Genomic DNA, 22717 nt, shown 5'->3' with positions numbered 1-22717 from the left:
CCAGCCAGTAATAATATTGTAACAAGCCAGGTTATGAGGTGTTGGGGACTGGGAATTAGTAGTTGGGTATCTGAGAAAACTCTTCTGGAGCTTCTAGACCCTCATCCCAATTCCCTAGTCTCTAAAACTTAGAGAGCTTCCTTACGGCGGGTTGTCTTGTCACCCACTTTTTGGAATAGACCCCATTCCACTTGCTCTTCTAGATCCGCTTCTACACCAGCAAATACGTCGCGGTAGATTGTACGAGCGCCATGCCAAAGGTGACCAAAGAAGAATAAGAGAGCAAATACAGCGTGTCCAAAGGTAAACCAACCTCTGGGGCTAGTGCGGAATACCCCATCAGAGTTCAAGGTTTCCCGGTCAAATTCAAATATTTCACCGCCTTGAGCTTTACGGGCGTATTTCTTCACTTCAGCGGGATCTTTGATGGTTTGTCCATTTAGATTTCCACCATAGAAGCTAACAGTTACACCAGATTGTTCAAAGCTATATTTGGATTCTGCCCGACGGAAAGGAATGTCAGCACGAACAACACCATCTGCGTCGGTCAAGATTACTGGGAAAGTTTCAAAGAAGTTGGGCAGACGACGTACAGTCAATTCTCTACCTTCAGAATCTTTGAATACTGCATGACCTTGCCAAGATTGGGCAATACCATCACCCTTGTTCATTTGACCTGTACGGAATAAACCGCCTTTGGCAGGGCTATTGCCGACGTAATCGTAGAAGGCCAATTTTTCAGGAATTTTTGACCAAGCTTCTGTAAGTGTCGCACCTTGAGCTAGGTCGCTTTGTACGCGGCGCTGAATTTCTTGACGGAAGTAACCTTGATCCCATTGGTAACGAGTAGGCCCAAATAGTTCAATGGGAGTGGTCGCGTTACCGTACCACATAGTACCAGCAACCACGAAGGCACAAAAGAAGACCGCAGCAATACTGCTGGACAGTACGGTTTCAATATTACCCATCCGCAAAGCTTTATAAAGCCGTTCGGGTGGTCTGACTGTGAGGTGGAATAAGCCTGCAATAATGCCGACGATACCAGCAGCTATATGGTGAGCAACAACACCACCAGGGTTAAAGGGGTTAAACCCATCTGGCCCCCATTCAGGTGCTACTGGTTGGACGCTACCTGTGACTCCAAAGGCATCGGAAACCCACATTCCTGGGCCATATAGTCCAGTGAGGTGAAAAGCACCGAAGCCGAAACAGAGTAGACCAGATAAGAATAGGTGAATACCAAACATCTTGGGCAAGTCTAGAGCTGGTTCACCTGTACGAGGATCTCTAAAGAGTTCCAAATCCCAGTAAACCCAGTGCCAGACTGCAGCTAAAAACAACAAACCAGAAAGAATGATGTGAGCAGCAGCAACGCCTTCAAAAGACCAGAAACCAGGATCGGTTGCTGGCGCGCCAGTAACGCTCCAACCACCCCAAGATTGAGTTACACCCAAACGTGCCATGAAGGGTAACACGAACATCCCTTGACGCCACATAGGGTTGAGAACTGGATCGCTAGGGTTGTAAATAGCTAGTTCGTAGAGTGCCATCGAACCAGCCCAGCCTGCTACTAGAGCTGTGTGCATCAAGTGTACAGAAATCAGTCGTCCTGGATCATTCAGAACGACTGTATGTACTCGGTACCAGGGTAGTCCCATCGACTACGCTCCTCCTCGATGAGTTAGTTTACAAAGCAATTTTCTTACAAAAGTAATACATGGTAGAAGTCACCGCAGGGACTTCTCTCAGTTTTTTTGTTATTGCCAGGGTCTTGCTTACCACCGCTGAGTCTTAATCAATGAGACAGGGTGGGTATTCTGGCAATGCTGACACGCATAACGGTCTTTACCCAGGATAACGATCGCTATTTACTCGACTTACCTAAGAGTTTGCTTGCGAAAACCTTGGCTTGTTCTCGTAGAACTAGTTAAGTACTTCTCAGGCATTTAGGTAGTCAGGCGTGCTAGGCAATTGCCAAGCAAAAATGAGAATATTTTAAAAAGTGTAACTATTGATGGTACGGTTTGCAAGCGTGTAAATAGATGCGATCGCGTAGCATCTGCAAGAAATTTTGCTACAACTGCCTGTCACAGATTTAATTTGCGTATTCTTCGGGGGATGAGGAATATGAGAATGGCAAGGGAATTCTGCTAATTTCATCCCCAGCCGCTACTCCTCTTAGCCCCGATCCCCTATTGTCAATCGCCAGTCGCTACTATGTAACTGATTGCATGTTCTGCAATTGACACTTGGCTTGTGCTGTACCCAAACGTTCGATTACCTGTTCAGCTGTCATCAGACGCTTCAGTACTACTTGACCAATGGTATTTTGAACTGGAACTGGTGTTGTAGGTTTTACTTCTACAGTTAAAATGGCATCTTCAACTCGATAAAGCCACAACAATTCGTTATTTTCTATGAGACAAATATTCAATTGCTGAATATCTGGTTGTCGTCGCCATGCAGTAATCTGCCAAAGTCCATCAGATGCCCATACTCTAGAGACAGACCATCCTTCAGATAAAAAGAAATACTTCACGTTCTTAGTCCTACTATTTAGACTCTCAATCTGCTGTTTACGATATCGCAATCTTTTCAATGGCTGATGTATATATATTGATATTTATCTAATATTTATTAATCAAACTAGACAGCAAATGGAAAATGTTTGATTTAGATCTTCAGCAGCTTAATTATTGAGTACATTACAGTGTCACTAAAACACCTCTGCCAAATCGATGAAATCCTGACGCTGTCTTGCTAAATAGAATTTTGATTTTTAATTTTCAATTCTACGTAGCAGTACTAGGTACTCATAAAATTTGCGACAAAAATGAGTTAATGTTGCAATATTTTAATAAGTATGAATTTTTGCAAGATATAAAAATTTAATCTGTAAGTATGTAATTTTGCCAGAATTTGGCAATAAACTTGGCTATTTGATGTGGGCTATTCGCCAACCTATAGTAAAATGACTCACCATTGTTCTCAATAATTTTATTTCCATGACCAGGTTTGTCTTACCAGTTAGACGATGGAGGAGGATGACACAATTCCTCTCTTTATTCTGTCTATGTTTACTATTTGTTGTGAGTTGTAGTCCTCGCCAACAGACAACTACTTCTACTAGTTCTCCGAACTCTGCTACAGGGGATGGCAGGATTACTATCGGGACGACATCTAAGCCAAGAACTCTAGATCCGGCTGATGCTTATGAATTGGCATCGTTGGGTTTAGTATTTAATATGAGCGATCGCCTCTATACTTATGAGCCAGGTAGTACGGAAATTAAGCCTCAACTGGCGACAGCATTACCCAAAGTCAGTGCAGATGGTTTAACTTACAGCATTCCTTTGCGTCAGGGAGTAGTTTTTCACGATGGAACTCCCTTTAATGCGGAAGCGATGGCTTTTAGTATTAAACGTTTTATTGAGAATAAGGGTAAACCTTCCTTCTTACTAGCGGATACAGTAGATTCAGTCAAAGCTACAAGCGAGTCTGAGTTAACTATCAAGCTAAAAAAACCTTTTGCAGCGTTTCCTTCTCTACTGGCATTTTCTGGGGTTTGTCCAGTTTCGCCAAAAGCTTATGAGTTGGGCGCAGGGAAATTTAAGCCAGAGACATTTGTCGGAACTGGCCCTTACAAATTAGCAGCCTATGGTACTGATTCGCTGCGTTTGGATGTATTTGATAAATATTGGGGTGAAAAACCTGCGAATCAGGGCGTTAATGTACAAATTCAGACTAGCCCAGTGAATTTATTCAATGCTTTCCGTACAGGTGCTGTAGATGTCGCTTATCTTTCTTTGCAACCTGATCAAATTCGCAGCTTGGAAGAAGGCGCAAAAAAAGGAGATTGGCAAGCGATTACCGCCCAAGGTAGTGTAGTCAGCTATATGGTACTGAACCGCAATCAGAAGCCTTTAGATAAACCAGAAGTAAGACAAGCGATCGCATCTCTAATTGATCGTCCATTGTTAAATCAGCGAGTCTTGTTTAATCAAGCTGATCCACTTTACAGCATGATTCCGACAACATTTAATGTTTCCCAACCTTTATTTAAAGATCAATATGGGGATGGTAATGTTGACAAGGCAAAACAACTATTAACGGCTGCTGGTTTTTCTAAAGATAATCCAGCAAAAGTAGAAGTTTGGTATCCCGCTAGTTCACCTACCCGAAGTTTGGCAGCACAGACAATAAAATCACTAGTCGATCAAAAAATGGAAGGCATACTAGTACTGGAAGCCAAAACTGTGGAAGGTGCTACCTTCTTTAAAGAAATTGGTAAGGGCTTGTATCCATCAGCTTTACTTGATTGGTATCCAGACTTTTTAGATCCAGATAATTACGTGCAACCATTTTTAGCTTGTCAAAAAGGTTCTGTTGCCAAGGGATGCGAAGATGGAGGAAGCCAAACTCAAGGTTCTTTCTATTACAACGAAGCTGTCAATAAACTAATTGATCAACAACGGAAAGAACAAAATCTAGAGGCACGTAAGCAAATATTTACCCAGATTCAAACACAAGTTACCACTGATGTGCCTTATGTTCCTTTATGGCAAAACAAAGATTATGTATTTGCCCAAAAAGGTGTCAGCAATGTTCAACTTGACCCCACGCAAAATTTAGTTTATAAGCCAATTAAAAAGTAATTTCGTCTGTTGTCCTTGGTCATTAGTCATTTGTTCTTAGTTGGATAAATGGCTAATGACTAATAAATAATAAATAAATTATGTCTCGATCCAAAGCTCTACAATATTACATTGCTTCGCGGTTACTATTAGCGCCACTCCAGCTATTAACTATTATCACTATCGTATTTCTTTTACTCAGAGCAACACCAGGCGATCCCGCAGATGCAATTTTGGGCGGACGTGCGCCAGAAAGTGCAAAAGCAGAATTACGCAAACAACTAGGTTTAGATTTACCTTTGTGGTTACAGTATTTAAATTATTTAGGAAATCTACTGCGCTTTGATTTAGGAACTTCTTTAACAAGCCGAGGACAAAATGTTGGGGATATTATCGGGCAATATTTTCCCGCGACAGTAGAGTTAGCTGTATGTAGTATGGCAGTTGCTTTAATTGTGGGAATTTTAGTTGGGACGCTTTCGGCTTCTCGTCCTGGAACCGCTGTTGATGCTAGCGGACGTTTATTTGGAATTATTACTTATGCTCTCCCGATGTTTTGGGCAGGAATGATTCTGCAGTTAATTTTCTCTGTACAACTACGTTGGTTTCCCAATTCTAACCGCTTTCCGCCAAATCTTCCGGCTCCTAGTCATATTACTGGTTTGTATACCCTTGATAGCTTACTTGCTGGTAACTTCAGTCAATTTTTCACATCATTGCACCATATTGCACTTCCTAGTTTGACTCTGGGAATTTTGTTGAGTGGAATTTTTGAACGCATAGTGCGCGTCAATTTAAAGCAAACTCTACAAGCAGATTATGTAGAAGCTGCTAGAGCCAGAGGTATTCCAGAAAATAAAATTTTAGTTTCCCATGCTTTGAAAAATGCCTTAATTCCAGTCATTACAGTTTTGGGGCTAACCTTTGCTTCTTTGTTAGGTGGAGCAATTTTAACTGAAGTTACATTTTCTTGGCCTGGGTTAGCTAACCGATTGTATCAAGCAATTTCCGATCGCGATTATCCTACAGTTCAGGGAGTACTAGTATTTTTTGGTGCGATCGTTGTCACCGCTAGCATTTTAATTGATATTTTAAATGCTTATGTCGATCCGCGAATTCGCTATTAGGCTCGAGATCCCCAACTTTTTGAAGAAAGGGGATCTATAGATGAAATCAGCTACCGCCAATCGTTCCAGTTTTGATTAAAAATTGAGGTGTCAGGGAAGGCAGTAGGATTGCCATTTTGTTCCAACAAACGTTTGAGTGCTTCTAATTGTGGTTCGGATTTGGGTAACTCATCTACTAGTTGGTAGGGTGCTACAGCATTTTTGAGGGCAAAAGCTGCAACTGTTCCCGCAGCCGCACCAGCTGACCATTCAAAGGAGTGGACACGATAAGCAGCCGCAGCAATGTGACTAGTACCAATACTTTTACCACCAACGATTAAATTATCTATTTTTTGGGGAATCATCGCCCGTAATGCTATTTGGAAAGGATAAGCTTGGCCTGCGCCGCGTCTTTCACCAGCACGTTCTGTATTTCCAGGTGTTTCTGGTGGGCTTTGGGTCATACAAGGATGAAAATCGATAGCATAGTGACCAATACCAATAGCATCAGGGAAAACAGTAGAACGAGTTCGCCGCATGGCTTTATCTGGAGAAATTTGCCCAGAAATTACCGATGTTGCTTCTAAACCTGCTAGTGCTGCTCTTAACTGCTTATACATATCTGCTGGCAGCGTCTTACGGTAATATTCGTCATTGTAGTCACGACGAGAAATATCAATTTCCCAAATGCCAAAACCAGAAGCTTGTCCCCAGCTAGGACGACCAATAATCCGCCGTCCTTCTCGCATATAAGGATATTTCGACAAACCAGATACCGTCCCCATTGGGGAATCTAGCCCAGTTAACAAACGGTGGTTGGGGTATGGCTGCTTGACACCGTTTCCTAGTTGGGAATCTGTTGTTCCAGCCACTAGCCAGTAGTAATAGGAAAGGGCATTTTCTTCACCTTTTCTTAGAGTATCGGTTCTCAGTCCCCCCATCCAGCCACCAGGCTGCAACTGTCCAGTACTTTCTAATTGTTGGCGAGTATAAATTAAGTTATCAGCCGCCGTTCCTGGGCGATAGTCGTTACCCCATGTCCAGTTTTGCATGGAAATGTCCCCAGGTGAGGAAGCAGTAAAATTAATACCGCCAAATTTTGTTGGTTGTCCTTTTGTCGGACTCCAAATCCGACGGTAAGTAAAAACTAAATCAAAGTTTGCTAACCTCTGCAATTCATAGCTGAAATAAGGTGCATATTGGGGATAATATGCAGGCATTGTCTGAGGCTGTGCTTCCTTAGTCGCCTCCATTGCAAACGTGTAGGTAAAGCCTTGAGGACAAAAGGGGTCGTTTTCAGAGCTGGAAGCAGAAGGTTCTAAGTAGGAACGAGCATCAATACCTAATCGGTAGGGAACATCAGCTAGTCCAATGATTTCTCCGGTTTCGCTAGCATCTACAACATACCAATTGGGAGATGTTTGTTGATTAGCTTTAGGTACAAAGCGGATAATTGTTTTGCTAAACCGGGATGAATTGGCGTAAGTATAAGAATCTTCAATGGTTTGAGATAAAGGATAAGTATTGAGAGGGAGTGCGCCTTTTACAGGTTGATGTTGAATAGCGATCGCACTATTGATGATTTTCCCATCACTACTAATGTCTAATTCTTTAATGACTGTACTGCCAAACCATTGCAACTTGCCTTTGCCTTTGTTTTCGGCATCTTTGAGCATCTGAGTCAAAATGGTGTGAGCATCACGGGGTAAAAAGCAAGAGTCACTTACCCAGCAATTACCAGGATTGAGTTTACCGTACTTGCGCTGAATGCGATCGCGTAATTCCAAATAACCGCGAGAATAAAATTTCAGCGCTCTTTGAGTCGGTCTTTCGTCTAATGCAGAGGTTCCTTGAGCAGAAATTTGTCCCCCCAGCCAGTCGGTAATTTCTGTTAAACAAACAGTTCTACCTGCAAGTAAACCTTCGTAAGCTGTAGCGACACCCGAAAGTCCGCCTCCCACCACTAATATTTCACAATTTACAGTTTTATCTGGGTTTCTCGGTGGTGCAGCAATTAATGCCGAATAAGGCGCAAGCAAAGCAGATATTAAGCTGAAACTGATGAGTGAATGCTTTCCATAAACCAGTTTTCGTCTACATTTCATATTGGAGATCCCTGCAAATCCTTTTCACCTGTAGACGGTAGCATTAGGGTAATGTTTTACTCAAGTTTTTCAGCAATAAATTAGGGATTAGGGATTAGGGGCTGGGGATTGGGTACTGGGAAATTTGTGCTAAAGGTAAAAAATCAAACTGTAAGTCAGGAATATAGCAATAAAAAAGGTTTTTGTTCGTTTGGAGATATGATTTTTAGTGCAAGTTAATGAAAAATAATATTTGCAATAGCGCAATTATTAACTGGAGTAAATACTCCAGAATATAGATATTTTGGATATCACATTTGTGTGTATTTTGATGAAGTGGGGCGGACATATTGTCCGTCCCACAAAAATATCAACTGTGAGCAATACCTTCTTGACGCGCTGCTTGTTGCACAGCCGCCGCTACAGACGAGGCGACTCGCTCATCAAAAACGGAAGGAATGATATGTTCCCGATTTAAATCTGAAGGCTTTACTAAAGATGCGATCGCATGTGCAGCTTCTAAATACATAGTGGTGGTAATTGTCTTAGCTTGACAATCTAATGCACCGCGAAATACTCCCGGGAAAGCCAAAACGTTATTGATTTGATTGGGATAATCACTGCGACCTGTAGCAATTACAGCTACATCGTTTGTCACTAATTCTGGCTGAATTTCGGGAATCGGATTAGCCATTGCAAACACGATCGCATCTTTTGTCATTGATTGCACCATTTCTGGAGTCAAAACTCCTGGTGCGCTTACGCCAATAAATACATCTGCGCCTTGCAATGCACCAGCTAATGTACCTTGGGCTTTAACTGCAAATTCGCGCTTTTCTTCAGTCAAATCAGTACGGCTGGTGGAGATAATCCCTTTAGAGTCACACATCCAGATTTTTTCTGCCCCAGCTTTGCGGAGTAAGCGTGCGATCGCTACCCCAGCCGCGCCAGCACCATTAATCACAATGCGGATTTCTGCTAGTGATTTATTTACCAGCTTCAAAGCATTAAACAACGCCGCCAAGGTGACAATTGCTGTACCATGCTGGTCATCGTGAAACACGGGTATATCTAATTCTTGACGCAGCCTTCTTTCAATTTCAAAGCAGCGCGGAGCGGCGATATCTTCAAGATTCACACCACCGAAAACCGGAGCGAGATTTTTGACTGTCCGCACAATCTCATCAGTATCTTGGGTTGCCAAGCAGATGGGGAAAGCATCAATACCTGCAAATTCTTTGAACAGCATTGCTTTCCCTTCCATAACTGGGAGAGCAGCAGCCGGGCCGAGATTTCCTAAACCTAAAACAGCACTACCATCAGTAACAATAGCTACTGTATTTTTTTTGATAGTGAGGTTATAGACTTCATCTGGATTTTCAGCGATCGCTGTACAAATGCGACCTACTCCAGGCGTATAAGCCATTGCTAAGTCAGAAACACTCTTTAGCGGAATCCTGCTAGCGATGCTGATTTTACCGCCACGATGCAAATTAAAGGTGCGGTCATACACACTGAGCAAGTGAATATGTGGTAGTGCTTTGACTGCTTGTACAATGGTTTCCGCGTGTTCAGTGCTAGCTGCATCAACCGTGATATCGCGAGTAGACTCTTTGCGGGTTTGCTCGATTAAATCAATTTGTCCGAGTAGTCCACCACTAGCTGCGATCGCCTGGGTAACTGAAGCTAACATCCCAACACGATTGGGAATCTGCAAGCGCAGAGTCAAACTAAAACTAGAATTAGGAGTAAGGTCTGCCATTGTGATTTTTAGAATTTAAATTTCACATCTTATATTGAATTGATTATTAAAAACCTATTGCAAATCTTAAATGTCATATTTTACTAACTGTTCACTAATTGCAAGCTCGTAAATATACTCAGCAACTTCAGATATTTTTGCTATCTCATGTTCTTAACTGCTACTCAGAGAATACAGAACCCTGCTATCAAAAGCTTGTGTAATAGTGAATACATCTGTAATGCCAATAAAAAAGCGTTCTCTAAATCGAGAACGCTATTAATTTATATTAATCTCAGATTAACCATGCATTGCTGGAGTCTGCAAAGCTACAGGTATGAATTCATCAGCAGCCAAATCTAGGGGGAAGTTATGAGCATTACGCTCGTGCATCACTTCTATACCTAAGTTGGCACGATTGACGACATCAGCCCATGTACTAACTACACGACCTTGAGAATCTAGCACTGATTGGTTAAAGTTAAATCCATTCAAGTTAAATGCCATTGTGCTAATACCCAAAGCCGTTAACCAGATACAAACTACAGGCCAAGCAGCTAAGAAAAAGTGCAGCGAACGAGAGTTGTTAAAGCTAGCATATTGCCAGATCAAGCGTCCAAAATAACCGTGAGCCGCTACAATGCTGTAGGTTTCTTGTTCTTGACCAAATCTGTATCCATAGTTAATCGATTCAATTTCAGTTGTTTCCCTAACTAGTGAGGAAGACACCAAAGAACCATGCATTGCACAGAACAAAGAACCACCGAAAACACCTGCTACACCAAACATATGGAAGGGGTGAAACAGAATATTATGTTCTGCTTGGAATACAAGCATAAAGTTAAACGTGCCGCTAATACCTAGAGGCATCCCGTCAGAAAAGCTACCTTGACCAATGGGATAAATTAAGAACACTGAGGTCGCCGCAGCTACGGGTGCTGAGTACGCAACACAAATCCAGGGACGCATCCCTAAACGAAAACTTAATTCTCATTGTCTGCCCAGCCAACAGAAAATCCCAATGAGAAAATGCAAAACAATTAGCTGGTAAGGGCCGCCGTTGTAGAGCCATTCATCCATCGAAGCCGCTTCCCAAAGGGGATAGAAGTGCAAACCAATAGCATTGGATGTTGGCACAACAGCATCAGTAATGATGTTATTACCATAAAGTAAAGAACCCGCAACAGGCTCTCGAATACCGTCGATATCAACGGGTGGTGCAGCAATAAAGGCAATAATGAAGCAAATGGTTGCAGTTAACAAGGTGGGAATCATTAACACACCAAACCAGCCGATATAAAGCCGATTTTCAGTGCTAGTAATCCATTGTGAGAATCGATCCCACTGATTACCGCTTTCGCCTCTTCTGAGAGTTGTGGTCATGGCTGTATTGTTGATAAATCACTAAAATTAACCTTCTCAATCAGTAAAAATTGAGAATAAAGCTATTTTCAAAGACTTTTGCCAAATACCTTCTCCCTAATTACCGGGACTCTCTGACATTGCCTCACACCATATAAATATTACTCAATCAATTTCCCAGGGAGACGGTGTGAACAAGGGGGAAATTTTCTCGGCTCTTATTATCAGTTTTTACATAAATTCTTTGTATTGATCAATATTTTTTTTATAAAGTTTGATTGCAATTACTACTCCACCCCTTGTGACAGCAGAATTTTAATATTTCAAGATTAGGGCTTCAAGTATTTTTCACAAACCACGTTTGCTCTGGACGCAAAATTACTGAAAAATCAGTAAAAACTGGCTGATACTCTCTCAGAAATAGTTTCACAATTTATCCAGTGGCATTACTCAAGCTATTAAGTAAAACTCACATTTAAAATGTATCTACCGATTTTATCTAATAGCTTTTAATTGATATTGCAAATAATTTTACTTAGATTATTTATGTAATATTAAAAACCAAGCGGTTAGTAACAGTCAAGATATAAATTGACTTTAAAAATTAGGGTCTGCACTGCCACAAGCTTCAAAAGGGTACTACTGAGTACTCTGAATACTTCCAGTTCAAAATTTGGTTAGATGGAAAAATCCATGCTGAGTGATCATAAAAACATTTCCATTCATCAATTAGTGGAATTTCAGGTGTCACGAACCCCTGATGCTGTAGCGGTTATTTTTCAAAATGAGCAATTAACATATAGAGAGCTAAATCAAAAAGCCAATCAATTAGCACATCACCTGAGAACTTTAGGTGTAAAACCAGAAACCTTAGTTGGGGTTTGTATAGAGCGATCGCTAGAGATGGTAGTCGCGTTGTTAGGGATACTCAAAGCAGGTGGTGCTTATATTCCTCTTGACCCTACTTATCCTAAAGATCGTTTAGCTTTTATCATCGAAGATACTCAAATTCCTATCCTGTTAACCCAAGAGCATTTACAGGCATTAGTTTCTCAACATCAGGGATATACTGTCTATATAAACAGCGATTGGCAGAACATAGCTCAACAGCCAATAGATAACCCTATTAGTGAAGTAAGACCTAACAATCTTGCTTATGTTATTTACACGTCTGGGTCTACAGGTATACCAAAAGGCGTAGCAATTGAACACCGCAATACAATTGCTCTGATTGATTGGGCCACAGAATTTTTTACTCCTGAGCAATTAAAGGGAGTGTTAGCCTCCACATCAATTTGCTTCGATTTGTCTGTTTTTGAATTGTTTGTCACTCTTTGTTGTGGTGGCAGGGTAATTCTCGCTCAGAATGCCTTAGAGTTACCTAACTTACCAGCAGCATTGGAAGTTACTTTGATCAATACTGTACCGTCAGCGATCGCAGCATTGCTCCGCATGGAAGGTATTCCCTCTTCTGTAAAGACTATTAACTTGGCAGGTGAGCCTTTACAAAATGCTCTGGTACAACAACTTTATCAGTTAGAGCATATTCAACAAGTCTTCAATCTTTATGGACCTACAGAGGATACAACCTATTCCACAGTAGCTTTGATCCGAAAAGGATCAACCGAAATTCCATCTATTGGTCGTCCTCTACCAAATACAAAAATTTATTTATTAGAAGTACCATCACGTAGGAAAAATGATCGCCTCAAACCTGTTCCAATGGGCGTAGCAGGTGAATTATATATCAGTGGTTCTGGGCTAGCTCGTGGTTATCTGAATCGCCCTGATTTAACATCTGAGAAGTTTATTCTTCATTCCTTAAATCAAGAAACAGAAGTGCGGCTCTACAGAACCGGAGATTTAGCTGTTTATTTGCCCGATGGTAACCTCAAGTTCCTTGGTCGGATAGATCACCAAATCAAAATTCGTGGCTTCCGTGTGGAATTAGGAGAAGTAGAAGCAGCTATCAACCAATATCCAGGAATAAGAGAGTCTGTAGTCATTCCTAGAGATGGTGAGTTTGGAGACAAACGCCTGGTTGCATATATTGTTCCAAAAACTCACAATGATTTAGAACAATTAAAGCCAATGGATCAGTTATATACTAAACAACTTCAAGAATGGAGAAATGTATGGGATGCCACTTATAGTCAGCCTTATGAAGATGTCGATCCAACTTTCAATTTTATTAGCTGGAATGATAGTTTTACAGGTCTACCAATACCAGTTGATGAGATGCATGAATATGTGAATTCAACAGTTAAGCACATTCTCTCCTTAAAACCTCAGCGAGTATTGGAGATTGGATGTGGTAATGGACTTCTCTTGTTTCGTATTGCTCCTCATTGTAGCCACTACTTCGGTACGGATATCTCTAAACAAGCTATCCATTATATTGAGCAGCAATTAAACAAAAGCAAGCCAAACTGGTCACATGTGAAAGTATCTGAGGGTGCAGCCCATGAGCTTGAAGGGTTAGAAGTAGGCAGTTTTGATACCGTGATTATTAACTCTGTAATTCAATACTTTCCTAGTGTGGATTATTTTTTACAAGTTATTGAGAAGGTTGTTCGATTGCTCAAACCAGGGGGGCAAATTTTTATAGGTGATGTTCGTAGTTTACCGTTACTAGAAACTTTTCATACCGCAGTTCAACTCAGCCAAGCTATTGCTTCTCTGTCTAGCAATCAACTCCAAAAGATAGTTCGGGAGCGAATGTTGCATGAAAGAGAACTAGTACTTCATCCTACTTTCTTTTCCACTCTGAAGCAGAGGATTCCCCGCATTAATCATGTTCAAACGTTTCTCAAACGAGGTCAATCTCAAAATGAACTGATTAGATTTCGCTTTGATGTCATCCTTCATGTAGAAGCTGATACATATCAGGATTTAGAGCCTCTATGTTGGGATTGGCAACAACAAGAACTATCAATTCCACTAATCTGCAAATTTCTTCAAGAGCAACAGCCAAAAATTCTCAAGATTATTAATGTACCTAATGCACGGGTATTCCTAGATGTGAAAGCAGTGGAATTGCTAGCAAGTAACAGTAAAGCAACAACTGTAGGACAGCTAAGGGAAACACTCTGGCAAATTCATGAATATACTAGAGTTCATCCAGAAGAATTTTGGAATATCAGTCAAGATTTACCCTATAACGCCCATATAACTTGGTCTGAGTTAAATGCACCAGGTACGTATGACGTTGTACTACAAAGCCAGTTAAAAATAATAGAGCAAAAGGCTATTCCTATCCTGCCAGAGCAACCATTAAAGTTAAAACCATTAAGTGCTTATGCTAATAATCCTCTTCAAGTCAACGAGAAAAGCAAATTGGGTCTAAAACTACGGACTTACCTGAAGGAAAAATTACCTCACTATATGGTTCCTTCAGCATTTGTAGTGATGGAAACACTACCCCTGACAACAAATGGAAAAATTGATCGGCGATCGCTACCTGAACCAAAAAAAGAGCGCCCAATGTTAAAAGAGGCATACATTGCGCCTTCAAATCTAATAGAACAACAGCTGGCTGAAATTTGGTCTCAGATTTTAGGAATAGAACAAGTAGGTATTTATGATAACTTTTTTGAACTCGGAGGACATTCTCTGGTTACAGCTCATCTGCTATCTCAAGTAGAAGAGGTTACTCATGTAAAAGTATCTTTATCCTACTTTCTTAGAGAACCAACGATAGCGGGATTAATTAAAGCAATTAATACTAATCAGAACTTAGATTGTGATGTTAATTTTGGGGCAGAAAATCAGATAGATTTATATACAGAAGCAATTTTAGATCCAACAATTTATCCTGAGCTACCCTTTGTTGAATCCAAAAATGAACCAAAACATATATTCTTGACTGGAGTAACAGGATTTTTAGGTGCTTTCTTACTGGATGAGCTTCTGAAACAAACTCCGGCAAATATTTATTGCTTAGTTCGTGCCTCTAATATTGAGCATGGGCGGCAAAAAATTCAAACTAATCTAGAGCGTTACAAACTTGGAAACAGTAAGTTAAGTTCTAAGGTAATTCCCATCTTAGGAGATTTGTCACAACCTTTATTAGGACTAACTAGCGCAAACTTCCGAGAGTTAGGTAACAAACTAGATCTAATTTATCATGCTGGCGCACTTGTAAATTTGGTTTATCCATACAATACATTACGAGCTACTAATGTGTTAGGAACTCAAGAGATTCTTAGGTTAGCTAGCCAGGGTAAAGCCACCCCTGTTCACTTCATTTCAACCATTGATGTATTAAAGCCGCTTATTTTTCGTGGCAAGAAGACTATTACAGAGGATGAACAACTTGATAATCCTTACGAGCTGAAACAGGGTTATACCCAAACTAAATGGGTTGCTGAGAAGCTAGTAATTGCTGCTCAGTCTAGAGGAATTCCTACATGTATTTATAGGCCAGGAATGATGTCTGGTCATAGTCAAACAGGTGTTTCTCAAACTAATGACTTGATAAACAGAATCATCAAAGGCATGATTCAGATGGGATCTGCACCTACTTGGGAGCAATGGATTAATTTAACTCCTATAGACTATGCTAGTAAAGCTATTTTATATTTATCAAGACAGCGAAAATCTTTAGGAAAAGTATTTCATATTGTTAATCCTAATCCATTATTTTGGAATGATATTGTTACTAATATCCAAAATTTTGGCTACTACATTAGGATTTTACCATATGATAAATGGCAAGCTGAATTGCTAAAATTAGATATTGAGCAAGAGAATGCATTAGAACCAATTATTCCTCTGTTTACCGAAAATATTTTTAATAACCAAATGACATATCTAGAAATTTTCTTAAGAACTTCTACAGTATTTGACTGTCGTAAGACTCTCGATATGCTTGTAGATACTTCCATAATTTGCCCAACCATCAATGCTAATATGCTCCAAAGTTATTTCGATTATCTTATTAATAAGAGTTTCATTAAACTTCCCAAATACGAAATTGATAAGAGTTTTGATAAAGACATAATAAAAACAATTTCAGAGTGTGAAAATATGGCTAAAAACTAATGTAATGAAGAAACAATATTAGATAAAACTACGATGTACAAGTAAATTAAGGGACAAAGCTTGCAATTGTACAAAGACCAGTCTAATGACATCTATGGGTTTGATATTACCTGGGTCAAGTTACTAATTAATTTTTCCTCAAGCGTTATTTGTTAAACCTAATAGGGAATTATTAACTATGAATAATAACTAGTACCATCAACCCAGCATCCATCAAACACCCTATAAAGTAAGACTCGTTAAGACTATGCAAAGCCACCTACGTAAATCAATCGGATCAAGATTATTCTTCTATGTATTAAGTGGTGCTTTGGTTGGATTAGGTAGTATGTCCTATTTCTTCTATAAAGCACTCGAATATCGGGCACAAAAAGAAATAGAAGCAAATCTCAGCACGCAAGTCAGGTCTGTTGAGGGAAAACTAGGTAGAGCAGAACAATCGATGCTAAGTCTGGTTGCAGGGGCTAAAACTTTGAACGATATAGGAATAAAAGATCCAGATGCTTATAAGAAAATAGTTTTTGAAATTCTTCAAAAACGCTCATCTCTAACTATGGGAGCTGGGTTTGGCCAAGCAGCTTACAAAATTCTCTCAGATAGGAAGTTTTATTGGCCTTATATATATAAAGATCAGAATATACCTGGTCAAGTAGGGAACCCTTTACCATTTCCTCATAATGATTATCGACTCACTGATATCTGTGGGCTTGAAGCAACTTGTTTTGAAAATGACTACTATACATTACCTGTAAAAGCGGGAAAAGAAGTCTGGTTAGAGCCATATAATTGGTTTGGAATTACTATGACCACCACTACATCTCCCGTATTCAATAATCGTGATGAACTTATTGGTGTTGTAGGATTGGATGTCAGCGTTACAGCACTTACAGAAGAAATCAAAAAACCCGTAACCTGGGGAGGAGGTTACTTTGCAATTGTCAGCCAAAAAGGTAATTTGCTGGCGTATCCACCAGAACCAGGAAAAGCTAAATCATTAGCAACCTATAAGGACATACCAGAGTTAAGGGATGTATGGAAGCAACTCGAAACCGATAATGATGGTTTTATGCAGGCTAAGGGTAAATACTGGGTATTTCAACGGGTACAGGGAACTAACTGGTTGATGTTAGCAGTAGTCCCTCAGTCAGTTGTGTTAGTCCCAGTATTATCTATTGCAGTTGGTGGTGCTTTAGGTGCTGGTATGGTACTAGCATTAGTGGTGACTTTGTTTATCCGTCAACTTAATAAACGCTTGCAACCAATTCTTGAAGAATGCCAGAAGCTAGCAGAAGTGGATGCTCAAAGGGCACTTCGTCTAGGTCAAGATGCTGTATTGGTTGTTAATAGCAGGCAAAACTATCAATCAGAGTTCCAAAACGCCGATGAAATCGAAATTTTGACACAGTCTTTCCACCAAATGACAGCACAATTAAAAGAGTCCTTTGAGGAGTTAGAACTGCGAGTTCAGGAACGTACATCTGAACTCCAAGAAGCTAAAGAATTAGCTGATAGTGCTAACAGAGCTAAAAGCGAATTCCTGGCTAACATGAGTCATGAACTTCGTACACCTCTCAATGGAATTTTAGGCTATGCTCAAATTCTGCAAAGTTCAAAAAATATGACAGAGAAGCAGCAGAAAGGGATTATAATTATTAACCAATGTGGTTCCCATCTGCTGACCCTAATTAACGATATTCTTGACCTTTCTAAAATCGAAGCCAGGAAAATGGAATTACATCCGACAAATTTTCATTTTCCCTCCTTTCTCCAAGCCGTCGCTGAAATTTGTAGAATTAAAGCAGAACAAAAAGGTCTAAACTTTATTTATCAACCAGATACTCAACTACCAACAGGTATCCATATTGATGAAAAGCGTTTAAGACAGGTTTTGATAAATTTATTGGGTAACGCAATTAAATTTACTGAAAAAGGTAATGTAACGTTTACGGTAAAAATTCTACAAATTAAAAGTATTTCTTTTCAAGAACCAGTAATTTATCAAATTCGCTTCCAAGTTGAAGATACTGGTGTGGGGATTAGTAGTGAGCAAATAGAGCAAATATTTTTACCTTTTGAGCAGGTAGGTAACCTCAAAAAACAATCAGAAGGAACAGGGTTAGGATTAGCTATTAGTCAAAAAATTGTTGAGATGATGGGTGGTACTATCGAAGTGCAAAGCCAACCCGAAAAAGGTAGTAGTTTTTGGTTTGATGCCGATATCCCTGAATCTTTAGAATGGGCGGATAAATCTAAAGTAACTCAACAAGGCTCTATCACTAGTTTTCAAGGAAAAAAACAAAAAATTCTGGTAGTAGATGATCGTTGGGAAAATCGCTCTGTGCTCATGAATTTACTGGAACCAATTGGTTTTGAAATTGTAGAAGCAGAAGATGGTAAAGAAGGATTAGCCAAAGCAGTTGATTATCAACCTAACTTAATAATTACTGATATTACTATGCCAGTGATGAACGGATTGGAAATGATTCAACATCTACGTAATTTACCAGATTATCAAGATATCAAGATTATTGTTTCATCAGCTAGTGTTTTTGATACTGACAAGCAGAAGAGTTTAGATGCTGGTGCCGATGATTTTCTACCTAAGCCAGTGCAAGCTTCTGACTTACTTGAAAAATTACAGACTCACCTAGAAATAGAATGGAATTATGAAGAAGAAAATAACTCATCATTACCACTTAGTCAAGAAATAGTACCCCCACCAATAGAAGAATTAAATCGCTTGTATGAGTTGGCTTTAAAAGGTCGAATTAAAGCTTTACAAAATCAATTATCTGAAATAGAAAAATCCGATCATAGATTTCTACCATTTGTTCAAGAGATTCAAACCTTAACTCAGAGTTTTCAAATAGAAAAAATTCAAAATCTTATTGAGAAATATATCAAATTTACTTAATAAAAATGCTTTAATAGTTAAAATAAAGCTATTTAAATCAATAATTTAAAATCAGTATAATGCAGAACTCAGATACCAATTTAATCTTGATAGTTGATGATACTCCTACAAATTTAGAAGTACTTTCAGAAGCTTTAACTGATGCAGGATTTGATGTTGCAGTTGCAACGACTGGTGAAAGTGCTATTAAGCAAATCGAATACGATCCACCAGAGTTGATTTTATTAGATGTAATGATGCCAGGTATTGATGGATTTGAAACTTGTTGTCGACTAAAAGCAAATCCGAAAACCAAAAATATCCCCATCATTTTTATGACTGCTCTGAGTGACACAGTGGATAAAGTCAAAGGACTTTCTTTAGGTGCCGTAGACTATATTACTAAGCCATTTCAACAAGCAGAAGCACTAGCTCGTATTCAAGTTCACTTGAAGCTGCAAAATATTAGTGCGGCAATGGAAAAACAAAATGTGCGTCTTAAACAAGAAATTACAGAACGTGCTAACGCTGAAACTGCATTGCAAAAGTTAACTCAAGAGTTAGAGCAAAGGGTTACAGAAAGAACTAAGGAACTATCGCAAGCATTACAAGACCTGAAAAATGCTCAAGTTCAATTGATTCAAACAGAAAAGTTAGCCACACTAGGCCAATTGGTAGCAGGTGTAGCGCACGAAATTAACAATCCCATAAACTTTATTCATGGCAATCTCGATCACGCCAGTTCCTACATTAATGACTTGTTAGAACTCCTCAAACTTTATCAAACTCAGTTTCCTGAATCCACTCCAGAGATTACTAAAAAATCAAAGGAAATTGACCTAGATTTTATGAGGGCAGATTTACCCAAGATTATCTCTTCAATGGCAGTTGGAACGCAACGAATTCAAGAAATTGTCCAATCTTTCCGCAACTTCTCCCGCCACGACGAGGCGGAAGTTAAACAAGTCGATATTCATGATGGATTAGACAGTACGCTAATGATGATTGACCATCGGTTGAAAGCCAGTACAGAATATCCACCAATTCAGGTGGTTAAGGACTATGGAAACTTACCACCAGTAGAATGCTTTGCTGGACAAATAAACCAAGTCTTTATGAACGTCCTCAGCAATGCCATTGATGCTTTAGAAGAGTTAATGGGAGATGGGCATAGTTATTGTACCTTATCACCGATGATTCGGATTCAGACAGAAATTGTCGGTGCTAATCGTATTGCTATTCGGATTGCTGATAATGGCCCAGGTATACCGAAAGAAGTCCAAAAGCGGGTATTTGACCCTTTCTTCACGACTAAACCAGCAGGTAAAGGAACAGGATTAGGGATGTCAATTAGCCATCAAATTGTTACGGAAAAACATGGTGGTTCATTGTCATGTATTTCCAGTCCAGGCAAAGGTGCAGAGTTTATCATTGAAATTCCAATTCAATTGATTAAGTTGTCCAATACAAACTGGTGGCAGTCTCAAGATGTACCGACAAACTCTATGCAGAATCAATCATTTCCTCATTATCGTCAAGATATAGCAATTCTCAATGAATTGTGAAAATCTCTGATGATTTCTCAATTCTATAAAGGCTAAAATTAATTTAGGTAAATATTAATAACATCAACTACTCTGAATTCATATGATTAAGAACTGCTATTTATTTGCGATATAATCGTCCACTACGAACTTGTACCACTGGATGGTTACATTGACGTACTAGTTGTTCATCATGAGTCGTGACAATTACAGTTGCGCCAAAAGAATTTAATTTTTGGAGAATCTGCATAACTTGCCAAGAGTTATCTGGATCGAGGTTTCCTGTAGGTTCATCTGCCAAAAGTAGTGGAGGTGTTGCCACAATCGCACGTGCAATACTCACTCGTTGTTGTTCTCCGCCAGAGAGTTGATCGGGAAAGCAATCAGCTTTAGAAAGCAAACCCACTAGTTTTAATGTTGGTTCTAAACGACGTTGAATTTCTTTGCGGGTATAACCTTGAGCTTGCAAGATAAAGGTGATATTTTCAGCTACTGTCCGTTGGCGAATCAGCTTATAGTCCTGAAAAACAATGCCAATGCGCCGCCGCAATAATGACAAGCGATCGCCCCTTAAAGATGCCATATTGAATTGATCGACAATTACTTCTCCTTTTGTTGCTAACTCTTCACCATACAGTAACTTCAAGAGAGTTGATTTACCAGAACCACTGGGGCCTGTGATAAATAAAAATTCTTTTTCTTTTACCTCTAAGTTTACGTCCAACAAAGCATGACAGCCGTTGGCATAGGTTTTGGTCACAGAAGACAATCTTAATATAACTGGAGCGTTGCTACTTTGCTTTTGAGTTTCAATGTCCTGATGAACAAATTGCTTCTGTGTTGCTTGAGTGGTTAATACTGGCATTGCTGAATTGTTAGGTACAGACTGAGATTTAAATATTTGAAATTCCTTACAAAATTAATGATTCCCAAGCTAAACCCGGGAATCACAAATCTCAAACCAAAAATCTCAAATTTCTCAATAAGTAATTCTTACCACTCAAGGCTGAGGACTCAAAACTTGTATCCCTAACTAATTGCACCTCTTGCAGTGAAGTGATAAACAAAAGCTTTGAAGGCAAACTCTGGCAAAGCTAACATCCGTCGCCAGCGCCAAGGCTCTTGATAAAGCCGATACAGCCATTCTAAATTGTTATTTCCTAACCAAGCAGGAGCACGGTTTTTCACACCAGACCAAATATCAAAACTGCCACCAACACCAATCCAAATTGCGTGGGGACACAAATGACGATTTTCCGCAATCCATAATTCTTGACGTGGTACACCTAAACCTACAAATATAACTTGTGGCTGCAACTGGCTGAGAGTTTGCCGCAACTGTTCTTCTTCTTGTTTAGAATGATAGCCAGAGTGAGTACCTGTTATTGTCAATCCTGGGATTCTTTGCTGACAAAATTCCGCTGCTTTTGCAGCGACACCAGGTGCTCCTCCATAGAAAAATACTTTTGCATCTGGCTGTTTTTGTCCCAAATCTCGCAATAGTGTTTCTGCTAGTTCAATACCTGGACAACGTTGCACTTTTTGCCATAAAAGCCAGCGCAAATACAAAACAACTCCTGCTCCATCAGGAATGACTAAATCAGCATCTTGAATTACTTTCGCTAAGGAACCATTGCGCTCTGCTTGCATAGTCATTTCTGCATTGAGAGTGACTACATGAGTGCCTTTGCCTTGTTTTAAGCATTCAAGCAACCAAGCGGGGTAGTTCGCCATCACGTGAACTGGTATTCCCAACACTGAAAACGCTTTAGTCTGTTTAGACATAACAGATTCTTCCTTCACCTCTCACCACAATTTATAGAACGTTAGTCTATCAAATTTTTTAATATATTGCTTGTTGTAATTTTAGCAACAACGAATAGGTTTTTAACATCGATAAAACTCAGTAAATTATCTTTTACAGTTGGTTTAAAAAATAAGATGATCACAGTATTTTCAATATTTTACTTCATAAAAATTTCTTATATAAAAGATGTAGCAGTCATAAATTACCTACACCCTCGAATGAAAAAGGGACTTTGGCAAGAGCTTAGGGTTAGTATTTTTTACTCGGTATAAGCACTAGGTTAGCTTTAGCAGATAGACTATTACACCTAACTTTGGAGACAAAAAAGCTATGATTTACGCAAACAATAGCGGAAAATTAGCATTTCCGCTAGAGACATTTATGTATTTCTTCCGAGTTCTTGTATTTATGTGTAAGCCTTCTAAGCATGAAAATCCTTTTTTGCTAATGTTTGGTTTTCGGTTGGGGTAAACCCCTGTTGATTCTATGATTGAAGTGTATTG

General features: G+C 39.5%; 11 protein-coding genes and 1 pseudogene. 5 read left to right on the top strand and 7 right to left on the bottom strand.

Annotation, left to right across the window (positions count from 1 at the left end):
- Positions 1 to 128: 128 nt before the first annotated feature.
- Together psbB and HGR01_RS27760 are read right to left on the bottom strand one after the other, a co-directional pair.
- Complete coding sequence (gene psbB, locus HGR01_RS27765) at positions 129 to 1658, bottom strand: photosystem II chlorophyll-binding protein CP47 (RefSeq protein WP_045874842.1); 1530 nt, start codon at positions 1656 to 1658, stop codon at positions 129 to 131.
- Between the two features lie 557 nt (positions 1659 to 2215).
- Positions 2216 to 2539, bottom strand: a complete 324-nt coding sequence (locus HGR01_RS27760) for a hypothetical protein (RefSeq protein WP_045874841.1) — start codon at positions 2537 to 2539, stop codon at positions 2216 to 2218.
- 466 nt (positions 2540 to 3005) lie between these two features.
- Here HGR01_RS27760 and HGR01_RS27755 point away from each other — a divergent pair, with 466 nt between their 5' ends.
- Both HGR01_RS27755 and HGR01_RS27750 read left to right on the top strand, forming a co-directional pair.
- On the top strand, positions 3006 to 4655 hold the full coding sequence (locus HGR01_RS27755) for an ABC transporter substrate-binding protein (RefSeq protein WP_045874840.1): 1650 nt from the start codon (positions 3006 to 3008) through the stop codon (positions 4653 to 4655).
- 80 nt (positions 4656 to 4735) lie between these two features.
- The gene (locus tag HGR01_RS27750) at positions 4736 to 5761 is read left to right on the top strand and encodes an ABC transporter permease (RefSeq protein ID WP_045874839.1); all 1026 of its coding nucleotides are present in this window, start codon (positions 4736 to 4738) and stop codon (positions 5759 to 5761) included.
- Positions 5762 to 5811: 50 nt separating this feature from the next.
- Here HGR01_RS27750 and HGR01_RS27745 read toward each other — a convergent pair whose 3' ends face one another.
- From HGR01_RS27745 to psbA, 3 genes and pseudogenes are all read right to left on the bottom strand, one after another.
- Positions 5812 to 7845 carry an FAD-dependent oxidoreductase gene (locus tag HGR01_RS27745; protein WP_045874838.1) on the bottom strand — a complete coding sequence of 678 codons (2034 nt, stop codon included), beginning with the start codon at positions 7843 to 7845 and terminating at the stop codon, positions 5812 to 5814.
- Positions 7846 to 8194: 349 nt separating this feature from the next.
- Positions 8195 to 9586, bottom strand: a complete 1392-nt coding sequence (locus HGR01_RS27740) for a malic enzyme-like NAD(P)-binding protein (protein ID WP_045874837.1) — start codon at positions 9584 to 9586, stop codon at positions 8195 to 8197.
- 279 nt (positions 9587 to 9865) lie between these two features.
- Positions 9866 to 10948 (bottom strand): annotated as a pseudogene (gene psbA / locus HGR01_RS27735) (photosystem II q(b) protein).
- A gap of 672 nt (positions 10949 to 11620) precedes the next feature.
- On the opposite strand from psbA, the gene HGR01_RS27730 reads away from it, so the two are divergent.
- The 3 genes from HGR01_RS27730 (at position 11621) to HGR01_RS27720 (ending at position 20428) form a co-directional block, all read left to right on the top strand.
- Positions 11621 to 15970, top strand: coding sequence for an amino acid adenylation domain-containing protein (locus HGR01_RS27730; RefSeq protein WP_045874836.1), 4350 nt, complete (start codon positions 11621 to 11623; stop codon positions 15968 to 15970).
- A 328-nt stretch (positions 15971 to 16298) separates the two neighbouring features.
- Positions 16299 to 18884 carry a hybrid sensor histidine kinase/response regulator gene (locus HGR01_RS27725; protein ID WP_235623152.1) on the top strand — a complete coding sequence of 862 codons (2586 nt, stop codon included), beginning with the start codon at positions 16299 to 16301 and terminating at the stop codon, positions 18882 to 18884.
- Positions 18885 to 18943: 59 nt separating this feature from the next.
- Positions 18944 to 20428: a response regulator gene (locus HGR01_RS27720; RefSeq protein WP_081584185.1), complete on the top strand. Its 1485-nt coding sequence runs from the start codon at positions 18944 to 18946 to the stop codon at positions 20426 to 20428.
- A 100-nt stretch (positions 20429 to 20528) separates the two neighbouring features.
- Here the strand turns inward: HGR01_RS27720 and ftsE are convergent, their stop codons facing one another.
- Together ftsE and HGR01_RS27710 are read right to left on the bottom strand one after the other, a co-directional pair.
- Positions 20529 to 21272, bottom strand: a complete 744-nt coding sequence (ftsE, locus tag HGR01_RS27715) for a cell division ATP-binding protein FtsE (protein WP_045874834.1) — start codon at positions 21270 to 21272, stop codon at positions 20529 to 20531.
- 164 nt (positions 21273 to 21436) lie between these two features.
- Positions 21437 to 22192, bottom strand: coding sequence for a WecB/TagA/CpsF family glycosyltransferase (locus HGR01_RS27710; RefSeq protein ID WP_045874833.1), 756 nt, complete (start codon positions 22190 to 22192; stop codon positions 21437 to 21439).
- Positions 22193 to 22717 lie beyond the last annotated feature (525 nt).

It is taken from the genome of Tolypothrix sp. PCC 7712, from assembly GCF_025860405.1.
Lineage (GTDB): Bacteria > Cyanobacteriota > Cyanobacteriia > Cyanobacteriales > Nostocaceae > Aulosira > Aulosira diplosiphon.
This window is presented reverse-complemented; position numbering and strand designations above follow the sequence as displayed.

Excerpts from the sequence above, each read along its gene's own strand:
- psbB (WP_045874842.1), bottom strand. The coding sequence starts at position 1,658 with ATGGGACTACCCTGGTACCGAGTACATACAGTCGTTCTGAATGATCCA.
- HGR01_RS27755 (WP_045874840.1), top strand. The coding sequence starts at position 3,006 with ATGACCAGGTTTGTCTTACCAGTTAGACGATGGAGGAGGATGACACAA.
- HGR01_RS27750 (WP_045874839.1), top strand. The coding sequence starts at position 4,736 with ATGTCTCGATCCAAAGCTCTACAATATTACATTGCTTCGCGGTTACTA.
- HGR01_RS27745 (WP_045874838.1), bottom strand. The coding sequence starts at position 7,845 with ATGAAATGTAGACGAAAACTGGTTTATGGAAAGCATTCACTCATCAGT.
- HGR01_RS27740 (WP_045874837.1), bottom strand. The coding sequence starts at position 9,586 with ATGGCAGACCTTACTCCTAATTCTAGTTTTAGTTTGACTCTGCGCTTG.
- HGR01_RS27730 (WP_045874836.1), top strand. The coding sequence starts at position 11,621 with ATGCTGAGTGATCATAAAAACATTTCCATTCATCAATTAGTGGAATTT.
- HGR01_RS27725 (WP_235623152.1), top strand. The coding sequence starts at position 16,299 with ATGTCCTATTTCTTCTATAAAGCACTCGAATATCGGGCACAAAAAGAA.
- HGR01_RS27720 (WP_081584185.1), top strand. The coding sequence starts at position 18,944 with ATGCAGAACTCAGATACCAATTTAATCTTGATAGTTGATGATACTCCT.
- ftsE (WP_045874834.1), bottom strand. The coding sequence starts at position 21,272 with ATGCCAGTATTAACCACTCAAGCAACACAGAAGCAATTTGTTCATCAG.
- HGR01_RS27710 (WP_045874833.1), bottom strand. The coding sequence starts at position 22,192 with ATGTCTAAACAGACTAAAGCGTTTTCAGTGTTGGGAATACCAGTTCAC.